At 70.6% G+C, this 21,740-nt stretch carries 27 protein-coding genes; 13 read left to right on the top strand and 14 right to left on the bottom strand.

The genetic code is table 11. From position 1 onward, the window contains the following. Positions 1 to 3: 3 nt before the first annotated feature. On the bottom strand, positions 4 to 309 hold the full coding sequence (locus P2T62_RS12080) for a HalOD1 output domain-containing protein (protein WP_276257333.1): 306 nt from the start codon (positions 307 to 309) through the stop codon (positions 4 to 6). 95 nt (positions 310 to 404) lie between these two features. After that, the gene (locus P2T62_RS12075; RefSeq protein WP_276257332.1) at positions 405 to 1,106 is read right to left on the bottom strand and encodes an MBL fold metallo-hydrolase; all 702 of its coding nucleotides are present in this window, start codon (positions 1,104 to 1,106) and stop codon (positions 405 to 407) included. A gap of 151 nt (positions 1,107 to 1,257) precedes the next feature. Between P2T62_RS12075 and coxB the strand changes: the two genes are divergently transcribed. The 5 genes from coxB to P2T62_RS12050 are packed head-to-tail and all read left to right on the top strand — an operon-like array spanning position 1,258 to position 5,542. After that, positions 1,258 to 2,052, top strand: a complete 795-nt coding sequence (coxB, locus tag P2T62_RS12070) for a cytochrome c oxidase subunit II (RefSeq protein ID WP_276257331.1) — start codon at positions 1,258 to 1,260, stop codon at positions 2,050 to 2,052. Beyond that, positions 2,045 to 4,663 (top strand): cbb3-type cytochrome c oxidase subunit I, encoded by a 2,619-nt coding sequence (locus P2T62_RS12065; protein ID WP_276257330.1) that lies wholly within the window; start codon positions 2,045 to 2,047, stop codon positions 4,661 to 4,663. The genes coxB and P2T62_RS12065 overlap by 8 nt, the downstream gene beginning before the upstream one ends. A 50-nt stretch (positions 4,664 to 4,713) precedes the next feature. Further along, on the top strand, positions 4,714 to 4,986 hold the full coding sequence (locus P2T62_RS12060; RefSeq protein WP_276257329.1) for a cytochrome C oxidase subunit IV family protein: 273 nt from the start codon (positions 4,714 to 4,716) through the stop codon (positions 4,984 to 4,986). Between the two features lie 6 nt (positions 4,987 to 4,992). Further along, a complete protein-coding gene (locus P2T62_RS12055; RefSeq protein WP_276257328.1) occupies positions 4,993 to 5,250 on the top strand; it encodes a zinc ribbon domain-containing protein in 258 nt (85 codons plus the stop codon). Positions 5,251 to 5,269: 19 nt separating this feature from the next. Next, positions 5,270 to 5,542 carry a hypothetical protein gene (locus P2T62_RS12050; RefSeq protein WP_276257327.1) on the top strand — a complete coding sequence of 91 codons (273 nt, stop codon included), beginning with the start codon at positions 5,270 to 5,272 and terminating at the stop codon, positions 5,540 to 5,542. A 35-nt stretch (positions 5,543 to 5,577) separates the two neighbouring features. Here the strand turns inward: P2T62_RS12050 and P2T62_RS12045 are convergent, their stop codons facing one another. The 6 genes from P2T62_RS12045 to P2T62_RS12020 form a co-directional block, all read right to left on the bottom strand. Then, a complete protein-coding gene (locus tag P2T62_RS12045) occupies positions 5,578 to 5,904 on the bottom strand; it encodes a DUF7410 domain-containing protein (protein ID WP_276257326.1) in 327 nt (108 codons plus the stop codon). A 6-nt stretch (positions 5,905 to 5,910) separates the two neighbouring features. Further along, positions 5,911 to 7,293 carry a hypothetical protein gene (locus tag P2T62_RS12040; RefSeq protein WP_420028372.1) on the bottom strand — a complete coding sequence of 461 codons (1,383 nt, stop codon included), beginning with the start codon at positions 7,291 to 7,293 and terminating at the stop codon, positions 5,911 to 5,913. Further along, positions 7,290 to 7,976 (bottom strand): DUF7546 family protein, encoded by a 687-nt coding sequence (locus P2T62_RS12035; RefSeq protein ID WP_276257325.1) that lies wholly within the window; start codon positions 7,974 to 7,976, stop codon positions 7,290 to 7,292. The genes P2T62_RS12040 and P2T62_RS12035 overlap by 4 nt, the downstream gene beginning before the upstream one ends. A 4-nt stretch (positions 7,977 to 7,980) precedes the next feature. Then, entirely contained in the window at positions 7,981 to 8,424 is a 444-nt protein-coding gene (locus tag P2T62_RS12030) for a hypothetical protein (protein ID WP_276257324.1), read from the bottom strand. Between the two features lie 129 nt (positions 8,425 to 8,553). Continuing rightward, the gene (locus tag P2T62_RS12025; protein ID WP_276257323.1) at positions 8,554 to 9,444 is read right to left on the bottom strand and encodes a hypothetical protein; all 891 of its coding nucleotides are present in this window, start codon (positions 9,442 to 9,444) and stop codon (positions 8,554 to 8,556) included. Between the two features lie 102 nt (positions 9,445 to 9,546). Beyond that, positions 9,547 to 10,761 carry an HD domain-containing protein gene (locus P2T62_RS12020; protein ID WP_276257322.1) on the bottom strand — a complete coding sequence of 405 codons (1,215 nt, stop codon included), beginning with the start codon at positions 10,759 to 10,761 and terminating at the stop codon, positions 9,547 to 9,549. Between the two features lie 103 nt (positions 10,762 to 10,864). On the opposite strand from P2T62_RS12020, the gene P2T62_RS12015 reads away from it, so the two are divergent. From P2T62_RS12015 to P2T62_RS11990, 6 genes are read left to right on the top strand one after another with little or no spacing between them, the layout of a single operon-like run. After that, entirely contained in the window at positions 10,865 to 11,686 is an 822-nt protein-coding gene (locus P2T62_RS12015) for a DUF7537 family lipoprotein (protein ID WP_276257321.1), read from the top strand. Between the two features lie 23 nt (positions 11,687 to 11,709). Next, positions 11,710 to 12,705: a 2-phospho-L-lactate transferase gene (gene cofD, locus P2T62_RS12010; RefSeq protein ID WP_276257320.1), complete on the top strand. Its 996-nt coding sequence runs from the start codon at positions 11,710 to 11,712 to the stop codon at positions 12,703 to 12,705. Then, positions 12,702 to 13,511, top strand: coding sequence for a tRNA-dihydrouridine synthase (locus tag P2T62_RS12005; protein WP_276257319.1), 810 nt, complete (start codon positions 12,702 to 12,704; stop codon positions 13,509 to 13,511). Before cofD ends, P2T62_RS12005 begins: the two co-directional genes overlap by 4 nt. Then, complete coding sequence (locus tag P2T62_RS12000) at positions 13,508 to 14,353, top strand: triphosphoribosyl-dephospho-CoA synthase (RefSeq protein WP_276257318.1); 846 nt, start codon at positions 13,508 to 13,510, stop codon at positions 14,351 to 14,353. The genes P2T62_RS12005 and P2T62_RS12000 overlap by 4 nt, the downstream gene beginning before the upstream one ends. Beyond that, positions 14,350 to 15,048, top strand: a complete 699-nt coding sequence (locus P2T62_RS11995; protein WP_276257317.1) for a DUF447 domain-containing protein — start codon at positions 14,350 to 14,352, stop codon at positions 15,046 to 15,048. The genes P2T62_RS12000 and P2T62_RS11995 overlap by 4 nt, the downstream gene beginning before the upstream one ends. Before the next feature lie 57 nt (positions 15,049 to 15,105). Beyond that, on the top strand, positions 15,106 to 15,291 hold the full coding sequence (locus tag P2T62_RS11990; protein ID WP_276257316.1) for a 30S ribosomal protein S17e: 186 nt from the start codon (positions 15,106 to 15,108) through the stop codon (positions 15,289 to 15,291). A gap of 150 nt (positions 15,292 to 15,441) precedes the next feature. Here the strand turns inward: P2T62_RS11990 and P2T62_RS11985 are convergent, their stop codons facing one another. Beyond that, positions 15,442 to 16,125, bottom strand: coding sequence for an O-methyltransferase (locus tag P2T62_RS11985; protein ID WP_276257315.1), 684 nt, complete (start codon positions 16,123 to 16,125; stop codon positions 15,442 to 15,444). Positions 16,126 to 16,223: 98 nt separating this feature from the next. On the opposite strand from P2T62_RS11985, the gene P2T62_RS11980 reads away from it, so the two are divergent. Further along, entirely contained in the window at positions 16,224 to 18,125 is a 1,902-nt protein-coding gene (locus tag P2T62_RS11980) for an Eco57I restriction-modification methylase domain-containing protein (protein WP_276257314.1), read from the top strand. 27 nt (positions 18,126 to 18,152) lie between these two features. Here the strand turns inward: P2T62_RS11980 and P2T62_RS11975 are convergent, their stop codons facing one another. Next, entirely contained in the window at positions 18,153 to 19,106 is a 954-nt protein-coding gene (locus P2T62_RS11975) for a mechanosensitive ion channel family protein (RefSeq protein WP_276257313.1), read from the bottom strand. An 86-nt stretch (positions 19,107 to 19,192) separates the two neighbouring features. On the opposite strand from P2T62_RS11975, the gene P2T62_RS11970 reads away from it, so the two are divergent. Then, positions 19,193 to 19,858, top strand: a complete 666-nt coding sequence (locus P2T62_RS11970) for an MBL fold metallo-hydrolase (RefSeq protein WP_276257312.1) — start codon at positions 19,193 to 19,195, stop codon at positions 19,856 to 19,858. Between the two features lie 4 nt (positions 19,859 to 19,862). Here P2T62_RS11970 and P2T62_RS11965 read toward each other — a convergent pair whose 3' ends face one another. The 4 genes from P2T62_RS11965 to P2T62_RS11950 all read right to left on the bottom strand — a co-directional run bounded on the left by P2T62_RS11965 (position 19,863) and on the right by P2T62_RS11950 (position 21,731). Next, positions 19,863 to 20,021, bottom strand: a complete 159-nt coding sequence (locus P2T62_RS11965) for a hypothetical protein (protein ID WP_276257311.1) — start codon at positions 20,019 to 20,021, stop codon at positions 19,863 to 19,865. A gap of 68 nt (positions 20,022 to 20,089) precedes the next feature. Next, positions 20,090 to 20,662 (bottom strand): thioredoxin family protein, encoded by a 573-nt coding sequence (locus P2T62_RS11960; protein WP_276257310.1) that lies wholly within the window; start codon positions 20,660 to 20,662, stop codon positions 20,090 to 20,092. Positions 20,663 to 20,720: 58 nt separating this feature from the next. After that, positions 20,721 to 20,858 carry a hypothetical protein gene (locus P2T62_RS11955; RefSeq protein WP_276257309.1) on the bottom strand — a complete coding sequence of 46 codons (138 nt, stop codon included), beginning with the start codon at positions 20,856 to 20,858 and terminating at the stop codon, positions 20,721 to 20,723. A 45-nt stretch (positions 20,859 to 20,903) separates the two neighbouring features. Continuing rightward, positions 20,904 to 21,731, bottom strand: coding sequence for an SDR family oxidoreductase (locus P2T62_RS11950; protein WP_276257308.1), 828 nt, complete (start codon positions 21,729 to 21,731; stop codon positions 20,904 to 20,906). Between the last annotated feature and the right edge of the window lie 9 nt (positions 21,732 to 21,740).

The raw sequence follows: 21,740 nt of genomic DNA, 5'->3' as shown, positions 1-21,740 counted from the left end.
ACGCTACTCCGCAGCGCTCTCCTTGACGGCCAGCAGGGTGACGTTGCCCTGCTGGTCGATGGTGATACGGTATCCCGCGTAGGAGAACTCGACCACCAGCTGCGCCTCGCTCGACGGTGGATTGCGGAACACGTACTCGACGATGTGGTCGATCCGGTCGTACAGCGAGGGGAGCTCGTCGGCCTCGCAGCCCTCCAGCTCCGCCACGAGTTCCACCAGCTCGAACTCGGCGGCTTCGCACGACGGCTGGATGGTCCGCCTGACGATCTGCAGGTCGTCCGTCTCCGGGCCCCTCTCGGTACCTGTCATATCACGTCGGATACGGGGTAGCCGGATAACGGATATCATGCGGCAGGGGCCACCTGCTGGCCAGTTGGCCACGTCGGTCCCACCGTGACACGACCCTACAGCTCGGCTGCCAGCCGCCGGATCGCGTCACGGCCGCCCGTCACGAACGGGGTCCCGTGTGACACCGCTGCCACCTCGAAGTCGGGCGCTTCGCTGTCGAAGCGCTTGATCGACTCCCGGATGGCCCGCATCTCGTAGGAGTCCAGCCAGAACGGTGGCGTGAGCTGTCCCCCCTCCTCCCAGACCAGGTCGCCCAGACACGCCACCGAGAGCCCTGTGTGGACGAAGACGGTGTGGCCGTGGTTGTGCCCGGGCGTGTGGAAGGCGGTGACGCCGCCGATACGGTCGCCGTCGTCGACCGGTCGGAGGTCCACGTCCGGGAACGGGAACAGCCACCGTGCGAGGCGGTGGAACGCGCCCTTGTGGTGTGCGAGCGGCGGGTCCCACTCCCCGCGGACGAGTTCCACGTCCCGCCGACCCATGTAGACGGGGCCGTCGAAGCCACGTTCGAGGAGCCTACCGAGCCCGGTCACGTGGTCGAGGTCGTAGTGGGTGAGCAGCACCCGGTCGAGGTCGGGCGGCTGGTAGCCGGCGTCGGCCAGTTCGCCGACGAGCGAGGGGTGGTTCCGCCAGAGCCCGGTGTCGACCAGCGTCGCTCCGTCCTCTTCGGCCCCCTCGAGGAGGAAGGCGTTCGTCGCGAGCGGCGGGAGTAATCCGACATCGAGCAACCAGACCCCGTCGGCCAGCTCGCGAGCCATACACGGGGTTGGCGAGCCGGATACAAGAAGGGGCCGGAGCCGACCCGTCGGCCCCCGTGATCGGTGGGGACGATATGTCGAACGTCAACACGCTTCCTGGTAACAACCCCCGTAACGGATAAGTGACCGGGGCCGGATTCCTCCACGAACGATGATACCACTGACAGGCCGGGTGGCTTGGGCGCTCCAGTCCGGCATCATCCCTCGGGGGACACGCGTGGATGTGTTCTCCCGTATCTACGAGATGTTCCTCCTCCTCGGGACGCTCGTGGGCATCGTGGTGCTGGGCTACATGTGCTGGAACGCCTACAAGTACCGCGAGAGTGGGAGTCACGCGACGGATGGCGACGACGAACGGCCATCGCTCGGCGAGGTTCCGACGGGCGGTGGCAAGGGCAAGAAGCTGTTCCTCTCGTTCGCGCTGAGTGCCGTCATCGTCATCTCGCTCATCCTCTGGACCTACGGGACGCTGCTGTACGTCGAGGCGAGTCCCGGGCCATCGGACGAGGAGGTCGCGCAGGGCGACCCGGTCGAGGTGACGGTCATCGGCCACCAGTTCTACTGGGAGTTCGTCTACGAGAACGGCTACTCGACGAAGGGGTCGGGGGTGATGCGGGTCCCGGCGAACCGCGAGATCGAGTTGCGGGTGACGTCGGCCGACGTGTTCCACAACTTCGGCATCCCCGAGTTGCGGGTGAAGTCCGACTCCATCCCGGGCCACACCACCGAGACGTGGTTCGTGGCGCCCGAGACGCGGAACTACTCGGCCGCCTGCTTCGAGCTCTGTGGCCAGCAGCACTCGTACATGGACGCGACGGTGGTGGCGATGGAGCCCGACGAGTACGAGCAGTGGTACGCGAACACGACGAGCAACACGACGCCGATGGCGACGCCCACGGAGGCCGGACACGGCGCCGGCGGCGGTGAAGGTGAATCCCATGCCTGACGAACACACGAACGACGAGCGGGACGCACAGTCGGAGGCTGACGAGCCCGGTGCGGGCGCCCCGTCGGAGGTCGCCTCCGGCGGCGAGGAGCCCACGCCGGACGGGGGAACGGTACAGGGCGAGGACCTCCCCGTCTCCGATATCGCCCACGACGAGGAGGAGGACCACGGTCACGGCCTGCCGGACACGAGTTCGCTGAAGCGGTGGCTCGTCACGACGAACCACAAGGACATCGGCATCCTCTACACGGTGACGGCGATGTTCTTCCTCCTGTTCGGGGGGGTGCTGGCGCTGCTGATGCGGCTGCAGCTGTTCACGCCGCGCGCGCCGGGCGCCGGCCCGCTGTCGGCGGCCGCGTACAACCAGGCGGTCTCGCTGCACGGCCTGCTGATGGTGTTCTGGTTCCTCTCGCCGTTCGCGTTCGGCTTCGCCAACTACATCGTCCCGCTACAGATCGGCGCGAAGGACCTCGCGTTCCCGCGACTCAACGCCCTCAGCTACTGGTTCTATCTCGCCTCGGGCATCCTCGTGGGGGTGTCGTTCTTCCAGGCCGGCGCGTTCCCCGGCGGCTGGACGATGTACGCCCCGCTGAACATCCCCGCGTACACGCCGGGCATCGGCTCGACGACCTCGGTGCTGGGGTTGATGCTGTTCACAGCCTCGGTGACGGTCGGTGGGGTGAACTTCATTACCACCATGCATCGGATGCGGGCCGAGGGACTCACGATGCGACGGTTGCCGCTGTTCTCGTGGTCCATCCTGCTGACGGTGTGGATGATGCTGTTCGCGTTCGCGGCGCTGCTGGCGGCGCTCATCATCCTCTCCTCGGACCGCATCCTCGGGACGACCTACTTCGCGGCGCAGTCGGCGGGCGGGTCGATGCTGTGGGCGCATCTGTTCTGGTTCTTCGGCCATCCGGAGGTGTACATCGTCTTCTTCCCCGCGCTGGGGGCGATGGCCGAGATCTTCCAGACGTTCACCGGCCGCCGCATCGTCGGGCGCAAGTGGTTCATCGGCGCGATGCTGCTCGTGGCCATCCAGTCGTTCGTCGTCTGGATGCACCACATGTTCCTGACCAGCATCAACCTCGAGATCAAGACGCTGTTCATGGCGACCACCATCGGCATCTCGCTCCCGTTCGACCTGATGGTGTTCGCGCTCATCTACACGATGATCAAGGGGCGCATCCGGTTCACGACGCCGTTCCTCTACGCGTTCGGCGCGCTGTTCCTGTTCATCATCGGGGGCATCACCGGCGTCTTCCTCGGCGCCGTCGTGCTGGACTACGAGTTCCGCGGCACCTACTGGGTCGTCGCACACTTCCACTACGTCATGGTCGGGGGCGTCACGGCGCTCATCGGGGCGCTCTACTACTGGTTCCCGAAGATGACCGGGAAGATGTACGACGAGTTCCTCGGGAAGGTGAGCTTCGTGCTGTACTTCATCGGGTTCAACCTGCTGTACTTCCCGATGTTCGTCGCCTGGGAGACGCCCCGCCGGGTGTTCAACTACCCCGAGGCGTTCACGCCGTGGCACCAGCTCGCCACGGTCGGCGCGTTCATCCTCGGGCTCTCCTTCCTCGTCACCGTCTACACCATCGGGAAGTCCATCTGGGCCGGCGAGGAGGCCGAGGGCAACCCGTGGGCCTACTCCACCACGGCGGAGTGGGCGGTGCCGTCCCCGCCGCCGCTGGAGAACTTCCCAGGCATCCCCAGCTACGGGGACGGGAAGCTCTCCTTCCGGCCGGAGTCGGCCGCGGACGGGGGTGAAGCGGCGACCGACGGGGGTGAGGTGGCCACGACCGTCCACGATGACCACTCCGACGACGACCACGTCAGCCACGCCAGCATCTGGCCGTTCGTGACCGGCGCGGCCGCGCTGTTCGCGTTCTTCGGCCTCTCGGGCATCGTGGAGGGGCAGCTCATCGAGGGCATCTGGGGGATGGTCCACCTGGGCTCACTGGTGTTCGGGACCGCGCTCGGGTTGGGCGCGATGGTCGCGATGGGGCTGGAGGAGTTCCACGGGCCGACCGGCCCGTTCGGCGAGAGCTGGCCGTTCTCCAGCACCTCGAACACGAAGACTGGGATGTGGGTGTTCCTGGCGAGCGACGTGGTGCTGTTCGGCGCCTTCATCGGCTCGTACGTCTTCATCCGCGTCGCGTTCCCCGGTGGCTGGTCGGCCTGGACGCCAATCCCCCACCGCTCGCTCCCGGGGCTCGTCAACACCTACCTGCTGTTGACGAGTTCGTTCAGCGTCGTCCTCGCACTGGTGGCCGCCGAGCGCAACTCCACCCGGGGTGTCGTCGCCTCGATGATGGTGACGCTCCTGCTCGGCATCGGCTTCCTCGTCAACAAGGGCATCGAGTGGTTCGAGCTGTTCCACGAGGGCATCTGGCTCTCGACGAACATCCGGGCCTCCACGTTCTTCCTGACGACCGGGCTGCACGCGGCCCACGTCATCGTCGGGCTCATCATCGCGACCTACATGATCGTCCGCGCCTCGCGGGGCGCCTACCTGGACGACGAGGCGCCGCTGGAGTTCTTCGGCCTCTACTGGCACTTCGTCGACATCGTCTGGCTGTTCCTCTTCCCGCTGTTCTACATCCTCTGATACAGCCACTCAAACATCAACACAATAATCGAAAACAGGAAACAATCGAAATGTCACACGCAAAACTCTACACGTACATCTACGTGGTGCTGTTCGTCGGCGCGACCGTGCAGGTCGCCGTCGAGTACGCCGGCCTGCTGGAGCCGGGGACCTACTGGGTGGCGGTGGCCGCTATCCTGGTGCTGTCGCTGCTCAAGGCGGTCATCGTCGCCGCGTACTACCAGCATCTCCGCTGGGAGCAGCGCTCGCTCAGCTACCTGATGGGCATGGGACTGCTCGCGGCGCTGGCGTTAACCATCGCCGCCTCCTACTCCATCACGTGAGCGGCCATGGTCTCGCTCTGGCTCATCGCCGCGCTCGTGCTCATCCCGGCGGTCCAGGTACCGCTGGTGCTGTACCTCTCGAGGTACGTGGCGGCCGAGGAGTCGGAGCTCCCACCCATCGCGTCGAGCGGGACGGCCACCCCGCGGGAGTGGCAGCGCGCGGAGCACTCGCCGACTGTCACCGACGGGGCGATCTGTCCCCGCTGTGGGACGGTGAACGAGACGGGGTACCGGTTCTGCCGGGAGTGCGCGGCGCTGCTATGACCTGGGGGATGCGGGGTCGATGAGGGGGCTCCCCGGGACCCTCGACGCCGAGGGGTTGTTCTGGGCGCTCCTGTTCTCGCTCCCGACGGGCGTCGGGGTCGCGCTCGCCGCCGGCCGCTCGGTGAACGCACCGCCGACGGTCCCGCTCGCGCTGACGATGGGCGGGGTCACGTTCGTCGTCACGTTCCTGCTGGTAGCCGCTGCCGCTGCGACGAACCCCGAGGAGTCCCCGCCCGGCGAGGGGGCGACGACGGAGCCCGGTCCCGACGAGTCGAGCCCGCCGGAACACTGACCGGGCGCTCCGGAGCTACCCGAGAGTCCAGCCGGTCAGGCCAGGACGATCATGTACAGCAGCACCAGCACCGCGTACAGCACGCCGAGCGCCGCGATGACCCGGAGATGGTACATGAACAGCTCGTCCCCCTCGGCCTCGCGTGCGGACTCGAAGGCCGCGCGCTCGGCCTCGGACTGGACCTCGGCGTGCCGTTCCCCGACGTGGAGCGCGAGCCCCTCGCCCCTCCGGAACGGGCGGTCGCAGTAGGGACAGACCGCGGGCTCCTCGCCCGGCGGAACGGTCGTCTCCGGTGGGTCGACGCCGGAGGTATCGCTCTCCTCGCGCGGCCGGTCGGTGTCGTGTGGGACGGTCGTGGACATACTGGTTCAGACGGCGATGGGTCGGGCGAACGGTTGCGAGACGATCCACATGCTGGTCGCGGTGTAGGCCACCATCACGACGACGAACGGGTACTGTGAGCGGATGGGCTGGAGTCGCCCCGGGAACAGGTCGAACGCGATGGCGTGGGCGACCCAGACCGCCGCGAGGTGTGCGAGCACCACGAGTGCGAGCGCGATGCCACCGAACCAGTCCGGGAGGACGACCGCCCGGAGCGCCGGCGAGGCGAACGGGTTCGTGACGGCGGCCGCGAGGGCCGGCGACAGGCCGACCACGTAGCCCAGGTAGTGCGCCAGGTGGTAGCCGGCGGCGATGGGGAGCAGCGCGGGCGCGAACCGGCGCTCGATGGCGACCGCCGAGACGTACGTGGCGGCCGTCCGGCGGGCGTAGCTCGCGGCGAGGCGGTAGCCGCCGAGGAAGACGCCGAAGCCCGCGAGCGTGGCGACCAGGTAGACGAGCGGTGCCGGGACGCCGACCGAGACGAACGGCCGCACGACGTCGTTCCAGGTGGGAGTCGAGACGAGCCCGTCGAACGTCGTCACCCAGAGTAGCGCGACCACGAACGCCACCTCCGAGCGGTCGGCTAGCTCGCGTGAGGGGAGGGTGCCGCCGGGGAGCCTGAGGGCGAGCCCATCACCCGTGCGCTGGACCGGTGCCAGCCAGCCGTAGAGCCGGAACACGCGGGAGACGGGGTCGATGCGGTCGAACCAGGCCTCGCCGTAGGCCGCGGCGCCGGCGAGCGTGGCGCCCGTGTAGCCGACCACGACGGCCGCGAGGAAGCGCGGGTCGGAGGCGACCGGGCTGACGACCTCCAGCCAGACCAGCCCCAGCAGCCCGGCCGTCGCGGGCCACGCACCGAGATCCGGGAGATCACGGTCGCGAGCCGGGAGCAGGTCGGCGAGCGTCCGCCACGGGTTCAGCGCCGGCCAGCTGTCGCCGACGAGGTAGGTGCTCGCGGTGTAGCCGGCCCACCAGCCGACCCAGACCACGAGGACGGCGGCGTTCGTCGGGGCGGCCGGGCCGAACAGTGCCACGGTCAGCACGGCGAGCAGGCCGAGGACGCCGAGGACGCGCGCGCCGGTCCGTGCGCCGCGACGGAGGGCGGCGGCCGACGGGAGACCGAGTCGGCTCGCGTTGACCGACTGGATGGCCTCGTGGTCGGTCATCAGGCTGGTGAACAGGAAGGAGCCGCCGACGAGCCCGCCGCCGGTCAGCGCGACCAGCCAGAACGGGACCGGCTGGGGGGTGCCGGCGCCGCCCAGCGCGCCGACGTGGGCGGCGGCCGTCCCGGCGAGCAGCGGGACCGCTCCGAGGAGGACGGCGACCGAGCGGGGGAGCCGGGCGGCGAGCCGCCGGCAGCGTCGCGTCACGACGGACTGACCCTCCCGTACTCGGGCCGCCACAGGAGCAGTCCCACCGCCACGAGGAACGCGGCCGTCGACAGGTCGAGCGAGTAGGTCGCCAGCCCACCGACGACCGCGGCGCCGCCGAGGCCACCCATCACCGACGCGACGAGCGGGAACGCACAGCTGAGGCAGGTCGCGACCCCCACGACGCCCGAGAGCGCGGCGCTCGTCGCGTCCAGCAGGGTCGCGTACAGCAGGTAGCCCAGCGCGAGGTACCCGATCCAGCGGAACGGGACGAAGTAGACGTGGAACGCGTGGGTGACGTACGAGATGCGGGGGCCCCAGCCCGGTGCGGTCATCGTCAGCTGCAGGCCGTGGACGTGCGAGTGGCCGCCCGAGGCCGCACCGCCGTTCGAGACGTAGATCGCCAGGAGGCCGGTGAGGAAGGCCAGCAACAGGACGTAGCCCGCGGCGATTCCGCCGGCGATCCACCTGGCCCGCTCGCTCGCGACGGGGGGCGAGGCCCGGAGCACGGCCCAGACCCCGACCGTGATCCACACGAGGGGATACAGGATGTAACGTGGGCTCGTGATGCCGGCGTCCGTCAGGCCGAAGTAGCCGACCAGCGCCAGCAGTTCGGCGGCCAGCAGGCTGGCGAGCCACCACTCCTCGCTGCCGGGTCTGAACTCGAGCGAGCGGGTCGACATCGGCTCAGGCGGTGAACAGCTTCGCGGCCACCGCCACGATGAACAGGAGGCCCAGCGCCCAGGCGGCGATCATGAGCGCCTGTGCGTAGCCGATGCCATGCGAGCGGGCCGTCGAGTACGACCCCAGCACGACGTAGCCGACGACGAGGAGTCCGAGCAGTGCGGAGACGGCCAGCGCCATGTCGATGGTCGGGGTGGCCGTGCCCATGGTCGCCAGGCCGCCCGACAGCACGACGACCGCCCCGCCGACGACGAAGACGATGGCGATGAACCCGAGCGCCAGCATCCCCGGCCGCTCGGACATCGACACTCCGCCGCCGTCACGCCTCGCGGGAAGCGCGGTTGGCGAGTAGCGGCGCCAGTTCCGGCCGTTCGCCAGCAGTATCACCAGCCCTGCGGTGAGCACGCCCATGAGGACGGTGCTCGCGAGGAGTCCTGCCTGTGCCATCAGTTCTCACTTGGTAATCGTTCACCCGGCCGGTGCGTAAAAAGCCACCGGCGCTTGCGGGTGGTCGGCGCCGCCTCCAGGTCCAGTCCGGGTCCCGTCCAGCCCGCGTCTCGCCGATCCCGTCCCGGCTCAGCAGACGGCGACCACGACCGCCAGCCGGCCGCCGTCGGAGGCCACCCCGACGCCCACCCGCGAGGCCGACGGGTCGAGGAACGGGTCGCCCCCCTCGCCCGACAGGAGCGTCGAGACGACGGCGTCCGAGAGCTCGGCGGTCGTCGGGTCCCCCCCGCCGCCAGGGGGCTGCTCGTCACCACGGGCCCGTATCGAGCGGCCGGTCGCATCGCAACTCGTCACGCGCTCGGCGATGGATGGGCCGCCGTCGCCGGTCGCGAGGGCGGTCGCTCGCGCGTCGGCCGCGTCGTCGAGGTCGCCGTCGGTCCCCAGCGGCGCGGCGCCGTTCCCCTCGCGGGCCGCATTGAGGTCCTCCACGACGGCCGATTCGAGGGCTGGTCCATCGACCGTCGCCGTCCACGGGGGGTCGGGTGCCAGCGGCCCGACGCCCAGCAGTCCCGCGCCGACTACGCCGACCAGGAGGACGGCGACCAGCGCTAGCCCCATCGTCGGCCGGTCGAGTTCGTACCAGCGGCCGTCGACGAACTCCGTCGGCGTCACCTCGTCGGCGTCGACGTCGACCCGCTCGAAGGTCCCGTTGCCACACCGCTTGCACGGCGGGTTGTTGCGCTGGTGCGAGCGGCCACACTCCGTGCACTGCCACTCCGCGTATCCCGTCGCAACCTCGCCGGCGGTCGGGCCAGCATCGAGCGGCTCGAACGAGCGGAAGCCACACTCTGGGCAGCTGTCGACACCCCTCGCCACCAGCGTTCCACACTCCGTGCACTTCCGGGTGAGCCGCTCGGTCACCGGCCGGAACGACGCCGACCCGCACTCGCAGGTCGACATATCCGTCGGCTGCTTGCGGCCACACTGGGTGCAGACGTACCCGTCCCCGTCGTCGGCCATTCACCGGTCCGTAGACGGGCGATGCCTAAAGGCGCTCCGAGGTGTCGCGCGGGCCTCGGCGTCGACAGCCGGAGCCGTGTCGGCCCCGGCCGCCACTGCAACTCAGAACTCGTCCAGCCGGGCGTGCATCCGCGTCCGCACGTCCGTCACGAGCGCGTCCAGTTCCAGGCCGAGGACGGACTCGGCGGCTGGCCCCACACTGTCGGTGTGCTCGGCGGGACAGTAGACGCCCATCCGCCACTGTTCGCGCTGGGCCGTCCGCAACGCGTCGACGAGCGCCGACTGCTGATCCAGTCGCCGGGCCTCCCCGTTGACGACGACCTTCGTGGTCGATTCCTTCATCCGTGGCTCGCCCGGGATGTCGACGATGACGGCGTCCGGGTCGACCCCGGCCCGGTCGGCGACATCCCGCTCCAGGGACTGGATCTCGTAGTAGTCGGCGTCGAACAGGTCGTCGGGCACGTCGACGATCTCGGCCCAGACGGCCCGCTTGAAGAGGTCCCGGCGGTCGAGCCGGTGGGCGATGGCCGCCGTCGACTCCTCGTCCCGGAGCGCGACGTGGAAGTCCCAGTCGTCCATCCGCCGGAGCTCCTCGGGCGAGACGCCGCCCTCCAGCAGCCGCTCGGCGCCGCGCCGGAGCATCGCCTTCCCGACGCGGGCGGCGTGGTGGTTGTAGACGGTCGGGTTCATCAGCGCCCGCGCGAGCAGGAGCGACTCGGCCGTCTGGACGTTCCCCTCGGCGAGTGCGAGCTCGCCGTCCACCAGCGCCAGCTCCCGGACGAGCCGTGCCTGGTCGATGATGCCGTACGGGTTACCGGTGTGGTGGGCGTCGCGGACGAGGTAGTCCATCCGGTCGACGTCGAGCTCGCCGGAGACGAGCTGGCCGAGTTCACCCTCGCCACGGACCAGTCCCGCCACCGCACTCGGGTCGAGGCCGTGCTCGGTCAGAACGCGCGCGACCGGGCCCTCGGTGATGAGCGGCCCCACGTCGTCGTGGGCGCGGCCGGTGTAGCGCTCGACCACCTCCTCGGTGTTGTGCGAGTACGGCGAGTGGCCGATGTCGTGGAGGAGGGCCGCCGCACGGACGCGTTCCGCCTGCTGCCCCGCGACGGAGAGGTGCTCCAGCGCCCGGTCGGCGAGGTGGAACACGCCCAGCGAGTGCTCGAAGCGCGTGTGGTTCGCGGAGGGGTAGACCAGCTGGACGGTCCCCAGCTGGCGGATGCGCCGGAGCCGCTGGACGGGCGGCGTCTCGAGCAGGGCCTCCGCCACACCGTCGATATCGATGTGGTCGTGGACGGAGTCCTTGATGGTGACCATCGATGCGGGGTTGCGCCGCCTCGGACAAAAGGCTACGCGTGGACCTGAACGGCCGGCCCACTCCGGCGGAACCGTTTCCCGTCGCGCGCCGGACTTCGACCCCGTGCCGACGCATCCAGCCACCTGGCTACTCGTCGTCGCCCTCATCCTGCCCGGCTGTAGCGGTGTCGTGGCCCCCGAGGCAGACCGCCGCGTTGCGGGAGAACCGCCGTACGGCGAGACGTTGCACGACGAAGGGCTGCTCTACGAACGAACCGGGGCCGCCCTCCGGGACGCGGGCTCCTACACGTACGAGCGGAGCGAACGGGCCGTGAAGGGCGCCGACGTCGTCCGGGTGGACCGAACCATGGCGCGGCGGCAGCTGTCCGCAGGGCGGTCGCTGGTCCGCCAGGAGCACCCCGACCGGGTGCTGGTCTCGTACACCGTGACGGGGACCGACGCGGAGCCGGGCTACCGGTACACGCGGTTGACGTACCCGCCCGGCGAGAACGGCCGGAACCGGACGTCCCGGGAGCGCTACGGGGGGAACCTCACCGGCCCGACGGAGGGAGGGCTGGTGCCGGCGCCCACGGGCGCAGTGCTGACTGCGGAACCGCTCCACTACGACGGGCCGGCGATGGTGGACGGCCAGGGGACGTACCGCTACGTCGTCCGCAACGGCTCCTGGTCGGACGTCCGCTACTCCCACTACGCCGGGGACACGCACATCGAGCGGTACCGGCTGGAGGTGCTCGTCAGGCCGGACGGCTCGCTCGCCCGCTCTCGGTTGACGATGCGGGTCTCGGCCGGCGGTCGCCAGTACGTCGTCGTCGAGCGGACCCGCTACCGCGCCCTCGGCGACACGGCGGTCACGCCGCCGCCGTGGACCGACGACACCGGGGGCGGGGGGTCCAAGGTCCGGGCGGGGGCAGGCGAAACGCGTTAGTCCCGCCCCACCCGAGCCGAGATATGGTCACCTTCCTCGCCGGCGGTACGGGAACGCCGAAGCTGCTGGCCGGCGCGGACGCCGTCTTCGACCCCCAGGAGACGAGCGTGGTCGCCAACACCGGCGACGACGTCGAACTCGGCGGCCACCTCGTCTGTCCGGACCTGGACACGGTGCTGTTCCTCGAGGGTGGCGTCCTCGACCGGGAGCGCTGGTGGGGTATCGAGGACGACACCACGACGACCCACGAGCGCCTGCAGGAGCTCGCCCAGGCGGCCAGGCTCGAAGCCGGGCCGCGCTACCTGCCCGATGACCTCCAGACAGAGGGCCGCGACATCGCGCGCTGGCGCCGGTTCTCGGGTGTCGCGGAGTTCATGGAGATCGGCGACCGCGACCGGGCCGTCCACGTCACCCGGACCTCGCTGCTGGACGAGGGGCGCTCGCTCACCGAGGTCACCCACACCCTCGCCGACGCGTTCGGGCTCGACCGGACGCTGCTCCCGATGAGCGACGAGCCCGTGGCGAGCATCGTCCACACCGACGAGGGACCGATGCACTTCCAGGAGTTCTGGGTCCATCGGCGCGCGGAGCCGGCTGTCGAATCCGTCGAGTTCCGCGGCGCCGAGGCCGCCGAGCCGACCGACGAGGTGCTGACGGCGCTGACCGAACCCGTGGTCGTCGGGCCCTCCAACCCGGTGACGAGCATCGGGCCGATGACCGCGATGGACGCCTTCGCGGACGCGCTCGACCGGACGCCGGCGGTCGCCGTCTCGCCGTTCGTCGAGGACCGGGTGTTCTCCGGGCCCGCGGCGAAGCTGATGGATGCGGTCGGCTACGAGCCCTCCACACGGGGCGTGGCCGACGCCTACCCCGGGGTGGACGCGTTCGTCCTCGACGAGGCCGACGGGACCGACCTCGACCGCCCGGTCGTGCAGACGGATACGACGCTGGACACGCCGGCCGACGCCGAGCGGGTGGCCTGGGCGTGCAAGGAGGCCCTGGAGGTCGTCGGCGCATGACCCCCCCGTCCGACGCCCCACCGTTCGAGCCCCGTGTCGCCGTCGCGTCGCTCTCGGGCGAGTCCGACGCGGCGTGGGCCCGCGCCGCCCTCCCCCACGTCGGTTGCGCCGTCCTCGGCGGCATCGCGCTCGACGGGCCCACGCGGTCGGCGGCTCGGGCGCTCGTCGAGCGGGACCGCGAGGAGTTCCTCCCGGACGACCCGGTGGCGTTCATCGACCGGCAGCTCTCGGCACTGGCCGACGAACCGCTTCGACCGGCGTTCAACGTCCGTGCCGCGGGACCGGGACCCGTCGCCGAGGCCGCCGCAGTGTGCGCCGACCACGATGCCGTGCTGGAGGTCAACGCCCATTGCCGGCAGGGCGAGATGTGTGCGGCGGGTGCCGGCCAGTCGCTCCTCCGTGACCCGGAGCGCCTCGCCGAACAGGTCCAGGCCGCGAGCGAGGCCGGCGCGACGGTGGGTGTCAAGTGCCGGACGGAGGTCGCCGGTGTCGACCTCCCGGCGGTCTGCCGGACGGCCCACGCCGCAGGGGCTGACCTCCTCCACGTCGACGCGATGGACTCGGAGGGCGTCGTCGCCGACGTGGTCGCGGCCTGCCCCGACGCGTTCGTCGTCGCCAACAACGGCGTCCGGGATCGCCGAACCGTGCGGGAGTACCTCTCGTACGGCGCCGACGCGGTCTCGGTCGGTCGGCCGAGCGACCGCCCCGAGGTCCTCTCTCGCGTCCGGGCCGCGGTGGCCGAGTGGTCCGACGGGTCGGCCTCGGGACGGCGGCCGACCGCGGCGGGCGGAGGCGAGAACCCGTGACGGGCCGGAGTCCACGAACCGCCGCACAGGACGCGGTCCTCGCCTTGCTGCTGGAGGTGACCGGGACGCCGAAACCCGGGAACGTCGACCGGCTCCACGACCACGACGACCTCCGGTTCGAGCACTTCCTCGCCGGCGCCGTCGGGGCCGAACCGGCCTTCCGCGCGGTGCCGGATGCCCCGCTGGGCGAGACCTTCCGTCGCGCCATCGAGGGGATGCGCCACCAGCAGGGCGGGAACACCCAGTTCGGCGCCATCCTGACCGTGCTCCCGCTCGTGTACGCCGACCACGCCGGCGACCTCTCGCCGGACGGGGCCGCCGATGTGGTGGCGGCGACGACGGTCGAGGACGCCGTCGGCTTCTACCGCGCGTTCGACGCGGTCGACGTGGCCGTCGACGACCCGCCCGAGGGGATGGACGACCTGGACGTCCGCCGCGGGGGCGATGCGGCGGCCGCACTCCGTGAGCGCGACCTCACCCTGTTCGAGGTGATGGAGCGCTCGGCGGACGTGGACGGGGTGGCGGCCGAGTGGGTCGACGGGTTCCCCCGGGTCTTCGACGGCGCGGCGGCCATCCGGGCCGACGACGGCCCGGTCCCCGACCGCGCTGCCCGCGTCTTCCTCGAGATGCTCGCGACCGACCTCGATACGTTCGTCGTGAAGACCCACGACCACGGGACGGCCGAGCGCGTCCGCGAGCGGGCGCGGGCGGCCCGTGACGGCGACCTCACCCCGGCGGAACTGGCCGACGAACTCGTCGCCGAGGGTGTCAATCCGGGGACGACGGCCGACCTGACGGCCGGTGCACTGTTCGTGGCGCTCCGCCGGGGGGTGGCGGTGTGACCGACGACCCGGTGGCCGGGCCTTCACCGGAGGCGGAGAACCCGCCCAGCGCCGACTGGCCGGTCGACCTCGCGGGACGGGGCGTCACCGAATCCGTCGTGACGACGCGCGGCCCGAACGACCGCTGGAACGTCGCGGCGCTGGGGCTCTCGCCGCCCGACGCAGCGCCGGAGGCAGCCCCCGGCACGGTCACGGCCCGCACCTGGGGTCGCACCCGGACCCGCCGCAACTTCGAGGCGCGCGGCGGCGGGTACGTCCAGTTCTGGACGAACCCCGTGGACTTCGTCGAGGCGGCGTGCAGCGTCCGCGAGGAGGATGACCCGGTCCTCGAACGCGCCGCGGCCTGGGCCCGCGTCCGGGTCGAACGCCTCGATTCGGGGACCGACGACGGGACGGAGTGGGTCGACTGGGCGCTCCGACCGGTCGAATCGGTCGTCCGTTCGCGCGAGGTACCGACGCACAACCGCGCGCGTGCGGCTGTCGTGGAGGCGACCGTGGCGGCCTCGCGCCTCGGTGTGCCCGGGTTCGACGACGCGGCGCTCCGCGAGCGCATCGCCCACTACGCCGACGTGGTGGACTCCTGTGCGGGCGACCGCGAGCGAGCCGCCTGGGACCGGTTCGAGGAGCTCGTCGACTGGGAGGCCGACCGCGCCGGGGGGAGCGCCCACGCCGGGGACGGTCGTGCCGACGAGTGACACGCCAGGGCGGGAGTCGAACGTTTTTAGGTACGGACCGACGAGTTGTCGGACACCATGGCCATCAAGCCCGCCTACATCAAGAAGATCGGGAACCGACTGCTCGAGCGCTACCCGGACGCGTTCGGCCAGGACTTCGAGCACAACAAGGAGGTCGTCACGGAGACCACCAACGTCGAGTCCAAGGGCGTCCGCAACCGCATCGCCGGCTACGTCACGCGGAAGAAGCGCCCCGTCGCCTGAAGCCGGGATTCCTTCGTCGAGCGCATCGAAACCGTGAGTGGCCACGCTCTCCGGTAACGTGTCGAATAGCGCGAAAGTCGACGATTATCTCATTATAATATGGTTCTAGATTTTGCGCCCTATTTTCAGGACATATATGCAGATTAGCCGTCATTCGACGCGGATACTCACCGACAGCCCCTCGCCCAGCGGGAGGAGCGTCGTCTCGAATGCCGGGTCCGCACGGACCGTCTCCAGGTAGTCGGCGATGCCGCGGGTCGCGTCCGTGGTGTCGACGTCGTCGGCGTCCTCGGCTCCGCCCACGAGTCGCCGGAGCGCGTCGAACTCGATGGGTCCGGCGGTCATCGCGTTGTCCGCACAGACGACCCCCCCGACGGGGACCTTCTCCCGGACGGCCTCGAACGCCTCGGCGTAGCGCTCCTTCTCGTGGTCCAGCAGGACGAGGTCGAACGGGCCGCGGTAGCCCTCGACGGTCGCGAGCGCGTCCCCGGCCTCGAAGACGGCCCGGTCCGCGTAGCCACCCCGTTCGAGGTACTCGCGGGCGTCGGCCAGTTCGTCCTCGTCGAACTCGGTCAGGACCAGTTCGCCGTCCGGCGGGAGCGCCGGCGCCATCCAGTACGCCGAGTAGCCGTACCCGGAGCCGAACTCGAAGACGCGCTCGGCGTCGACGGCCCGTGCGAGCAGCCGGAGCCAGCCGCCGACCGCGGGGCCGACCGTCGGGAACCCCTCGCGGTCGGCGCGCGCGTCCATCTCCTCGACCACCGCGTCCGCCTCCGGGCCGACGGCCTCGGCGAACGAGGCCGTGACCGACGGCAGGAACTCCTCGGTGTCCATGGGGGTCGGTCGGTCGGCCGGGGGCGTAAACCCATGGCCGGAACGGCGCTCACTCGCGGAGGACGAACCGTTATCACGGTGGCTCCGAAGCCACACCCATGGAGGAGGACTCGCCCGGGGCCAGATACGAGGCGGGCCTCTCGGACGACCGGCGGGCGGCGCTGGGGGCCTACTACACCCCGCCGGCCATCGCGGCGGGGGTCTGCGAGTGGGCCATCCGGCCCCGTGCGGCCGGTCCGGCCCGTGTGCTCGACCCGGCGGCGGGAAGCGGGCGGTTCGCCGTCGCGGCGCGTGACCGCCTCGCGGAGACGGCGTCGGCGGCGACACCGAGCGAGGTCCTCGACCACGTCGTGGCCGTGGATGTCGACGGGGACGCGCTGGCCCTGGCCGTGAGCAACCTCACCGCCGGGGACGAGTGGCCCGACGAACAGCAGGTCCGGACCATGGAGGCGTCCTTCTTCGACTGCTCACCCGGAGCGTTCGCCGGCGAGGGGCGAACCGGCGAGGGGACCTTCGACGCCGTGGTCGGCAATCCGCCGTACATCCGCCAGGAGCAGCTGGCTCCCGACAGGGACCACTACCGCGACCACCTCCGGGCGTTCGGGCCCGAGGGCGACCACCCCTACCACGACGGCGACCGGAAGCTCTCGACGCGGTCGGACGCGTACGTCTACTTCGTCACCCACGGACTGCAGTTCCTCCGCGAGGGCGGCCGGCTCGGGTTCCTGGTCCCGACGAAGTGGCTCGACACCCGGTACGGGGAGGACCTCCAGCGGTTCCTCTACGACCACACGAGACTGGCGGCCGTCGTCGGGTTCTCTGCACGCGCGTTCGACGCCCTGGTGGACACGGTCCTGCTGTTCGCGGAGCGGTGCAGCGACCCGGCCGCGCGTGCCGACACCGTGACGGACTTCGTCCGGCTGACCGACCCGGTCTCTCCCGGGCGGCTCGCGCGCATCGTCGACGGGGACCGGACCGTCCCAGGGTCGCAGCCGTTCGCGGTGGAAGCCGACGACTCCCACCGCGTCGTGAGCGTTTCGCAACGGACCCTCGCGGCGCGAGGAGGCTCCAAACTCGGGTACTACCTGACGGCCCCCACGCCGTTCATCGAGCTGGTGGAGCGCGACCGGACGGTCCCCCTCGACACCTACGCGGACGTCTCGTTCGGGCACAAGACCGGCAACAACGGGTTCTTCCTGCCCGACCGGAGCGACGTGGCCCGGTGGGACCTCCCGGGCCGGTTCCTGCGGCCCGCCATCCGGTCGCTCCGTGACATCGAGACCCGGCGGCTCGAAGCCACCGACCAGTTCCTCCTCGACATGCACGACTACGTCGAGGCGGTCCGCGAGGAACGGCCCGGGACCTCGGATACCGACCTGGAGGAGGCCGTGAAGACGGCGCTCCGCGAGGACGGCCACGACGCGGTTCTCACCTACATCCAGCACGGCGAGGCCGAGGGCGTCCCCGAGGGGCGGACCGTCTCCCAGCACACGCCGTGGTTCAACCTCGGGGAGTTGCCGGCGCCCGAGGTGCTGCACCCGGTCTTCTACAACGAACGGGTGTTCACCGTCGAGAACGCGGGCGGGTTCGCGCCGACGAACGCCATCCAGCGTGTCGACGTGACCGAGTACGGGAACGTGGTCCCACACCTGCTGAACACGACGCTCCACAAGGTCCTGCTCGAACTCTGGGGCCGGCACGAGGGCGGTGGTGCGCTCCAGTTGCTCACCTACGAGGTGGCCTCGGTCCCGATTCCGGACCCGGCACGGTTCTCGGTCGAGGAGCGGGCGGCCATCCGGGAGGCTGGCGAGCGACTGCTCGACGGCGCGGGGACACAGCAGGCCCTCGACGAGGCGGTCCTGGCGGCGCTCGACGTGGGGCTCTCCGCCGAGGAACTGCAGGTCGCACACGAGCGCATGCTCCGCCGGCGCGTGGACGGGGCCGACACGGTGGCCGAGCAGGTCCGCGACGACGGGGACGGTCGCTCCGGCGACGATTGAGTCACGGGCTCTGGAACCATGCGCCGGCTACCGGTTCCGACTGACGGGGAACTTCACGCGCTCGGGCTCCTCGTTCATCCGCTCGAGGATCCGCTGGTACAGTTCGTTCCGGACCCGCTGGCCACGGCGCGGGTGGACCAGGTAGCGCAGCCGGAGTTCGACCCAGGACTCCTTCTGGACGATGTTGACCGCCGGTCGGTCTCGGACCTCCAGTTCGACGGGCGTCTCGGCGAGTCGCTCCCGGTAGTCGGCGATGTGGTCGGCCATCTCGTCGCCGAGGAAGTCGTCGGCCTCCTCGACCATCAGCTCGCGCGCGTAGTCGAGGTCGGTCTCGTAGGCAACCTGCACCGGCAGCTCGTTCCAGACGTAGGGGAACCCCTCCCAGGAGTAGTTGTAGACGTGCGAGGAGAGGACGACGCTGTTCGGGAGGGTGACGATGCGGCCGGAGGGCTGGTTCGAGGTGACGAGCTCGCCGTTGATCTCCCAGACCGTCGTCACGAGGAAGTCGACGCTGACCACGTCGCCCTTTGTCCCCTCGATGGCGACACGGTCGCCCACCTGGTACGGGCGCTTGACCATGATGTAGACCCAGCCGATGAGCGAGAACAGGGGCTGCTGGAGCGCGAACGTGACCGCGAAGCCCACCACGCCCAGCGAGAACAGCACGCCGACCCACTGGTCCGTGATGACCCCGAGCACCGCGATGAGGACCGCGGCGAGGAACAGCAGGCGGAGGACGTTGCGGATGTCGTGCTGGCGGCGCTTGTCCGGCGTCCGCCTCGTGAGAAAGCCCAGGACGAACGCGTACAGGCCGTACGCGCCGAAGGTGATGCCCAGCGCGAGCAGCGACTTGCTGGCGACCACCCAGAGCGGCGTCCCCGCGACGCTCCCGATGTCGGGCTGGCGGGCGGTGATGGCGCTCCCGGCGAGGAGGGCGAGCACGGCGAGGGCGAACGAGGCGTAGCCGAGCCGACGTCTCACCCACGTTCGCTCACCCGGTCGCGGGAAAACCGTTCCGACCCCACCACGCCCGAAGGACGATGGTATCCGCCCGCATACCCCATCGTATGCTCCCCGACGGCGTCCACACGTTCCCGCTCACGTTCGACCACGGCGACGGCCAGGTGACCATCAACCCGGCGGGCATCGAGACGCCTCGCGGCCTCCTGTTGCTGGATGTCGGGCCCGACGGAGCGCTCGACCAGCTCCGCGAGCGCCTCGGCGAGGCGGGCTTCGCGCTCGACGACCTGGCGACGGTCCTGGTGACCCACCACGACTGGGACCACGCGGGCGGACTGGCCGCCCTGCAGGACGCGACCGACGTGACCGTCCTCGCGAGCGAGCACGAGGCCCGCGCCGTGGACGGCCGTGCGGACACCCGCGGCCCGGGCGAGCGCTACCCGCCCGGCCGCGTCGACGTGACGTTCGATGAGGGCGTCACGTTCCACACCGACCGCGGGCCGGCACGCGTCGTCCCGACGCCGGGACACACGCCCGGCCACGTCTCCGTCTACCTCCCCGACGAGCGGGTGCTGTTCGCGGCCGACGCGCTGACGGCGGACGCCGACGGCCTGCAGGGGCCGAACGAGGGATTCACCGAGGACATGGACACGGCGCTGACGTCGGCCGACCGGCTCGCAGCGCTCGATATCGAGACGACGCACTGCTTCCACGGCGGCACCGTGGCTGCTGGGAGCGCGCGTATCGGAGCGATCGCCGCGGGTGGGAAGTGACCGTTCAGGGGCGGTTCCACTCGTAGGCCAGCCACGCGAGGCCGAACAGGAGGAGCCCCGCGCCGAGCGTCGAGGTCGCGGGTTCCGGGAAGACGATCAGCACGATGGCGACGACGATTACCGTGCCGGGGCTCACCTCGTCGAGGTAGTCCGTGAGGGCCATACCACGACCGTCGACGGCCCCGGTCAAAACGGTTGCCGCTCGGTGGGGGGCGGGCGCCGTCGGTCCCCTCAGTCACGCCACTTGATGGAACAGCCACGCGAGGGTCGCATCTCGGTCTCCACCCTCTCGCCCGCGAGGACGGTGTCGATGAGCTCGCGCATCTCGAAGCCCGGTTCGCCCGAGGGCTCGTCGTCGGGGCTCATCGCGTCGTCGAGGCGGCCGTGGTACTTCAGGTGCCACTCCCCCGAGTGCTGAGCGAACAGGAACGGGTCGGGCGTGCAGGTGGCCCCGTACGCCGCGGCCACCGCCTGGCTCTCGTCGCGGAGGTACGCGTCGTACTGGACCTGCCCGGAGTCGACGTACTCCTGCATCTTCTCGAAGGAGTCGTCGGGGTACTCCGCGGCGTCGTTCGGATTGATGCCCACCACCGCGACGTCGTCGTAGTCCGCCGCGATCCCGTTCAGCGCCTCGAACTTCGCCTTCGCGTACGGGCAGTGGTTGCAGGTGAACACCAGCAACAGGGCGTCGTTGTCGGCGAAACTGTCGAGGGTGTACGTCTCGCCGTCCGTCCCCGGCAGTTCGAACTCGGGGGCGGCGTCGCCCCGCTCCAGGGCGTCCGCCTCGGATTCCATCCTGACCATGACGGGGGCTCCTACGGCCGGCGGTGGCATGGGCGTTCCGGCGCCCGGTCGGGGGGCCTCAGACCCCGTACTCCGTCACGCCGAGGGTGGCGCCGCACTCGTCGCACTCCCAGACGGTGGCGTCGCTGAACTTCGCCTCCGTGTCGCTCTCGACGACCTCGACGAGTTCCGCGCCGCAGGCGATGCAGTGGCCCATGTGCGGCCCCAGTCGGTCGCGGGTGGAAACCGTCCCGGACCGGTGTCAGTACGGCGACTGTCGCACGAGGTGGCCGCCGTCGACCTGGTAGTACGACCCGGTCACGTACGCGGAGGCGCGACTCGCGAGGAAGACGGCCAGCGGCACGCAGTCCTTCGCGACGCCGAAGCGGTCGGCGGCCATCCCCTCCAGCAGTTCCGCCGGGAGCGCCCCGCCGGCCGCCTCCGACACCCCCTCGGTCTCGATGATGCCGGGGGCGATGGTGTTGGCGCGGATGCCGTACTTCGCCCACTCGCTGGCGACGGTCTGCATCAGGTTGTGGATACCCGCCTTCCCCGCGCCGGAGTGGGCGTGGAAGGGGGCCCCGTCGACGCTGTTGGTCGCGCCCATCGCGATGATGGAGCCGCCGCCGTTCTCGCGCATATGCTCCCCGACGCTCATCGTACAGTAGGCCGTCCCGTCGAGGATGGTGCCGACGACCGCGCGCCAGCCGTTGACCGAGAGGTCCTCGAAGGGGGTGACGAAGTTCGCGCCGGCGTTGTTGACGAGCACGGTGATCTCGCCCAGCTCGTCGAGGACGGTGTCGCGCATCTCGTCGACCTTCTCCTTGTCTCGGACGTCGACGGTGGTCGCGCAGGCGTTCACACCCTTCTCCTCGATGGCCGCGGCCACGGGTTCGAGGTGGTCCATATCCCGGCTGGCGATGGCGACGTCGGCGCCGTGCTCGGCGAACGCGAGGGCCATCTCCTCGCCGATGCCGGTCCCGCCGCCGGTCACGAGACAGACCTCTCCCTCGAGGAGGTCGTCGGCGAAGATGTCGGTGGAGGGGGGTGTGGCTGGCCAGCTGTCCGTCGGCGCGCTGTTGTCGGACATGGCGTACCA

Source organism: Haloglomus litoreum, assembly GCF_029338515.1.
Taxonomy (GTDB): domain Archaea; phylum Halobacteriota; class Halobacteria; order Halobacteriales; family Haloarculaceae; genus Haloglomus; species Haloglomus litoreum.
This window is presented reverse-complemented; position numbering and strand designations above follow the sequence as displayed.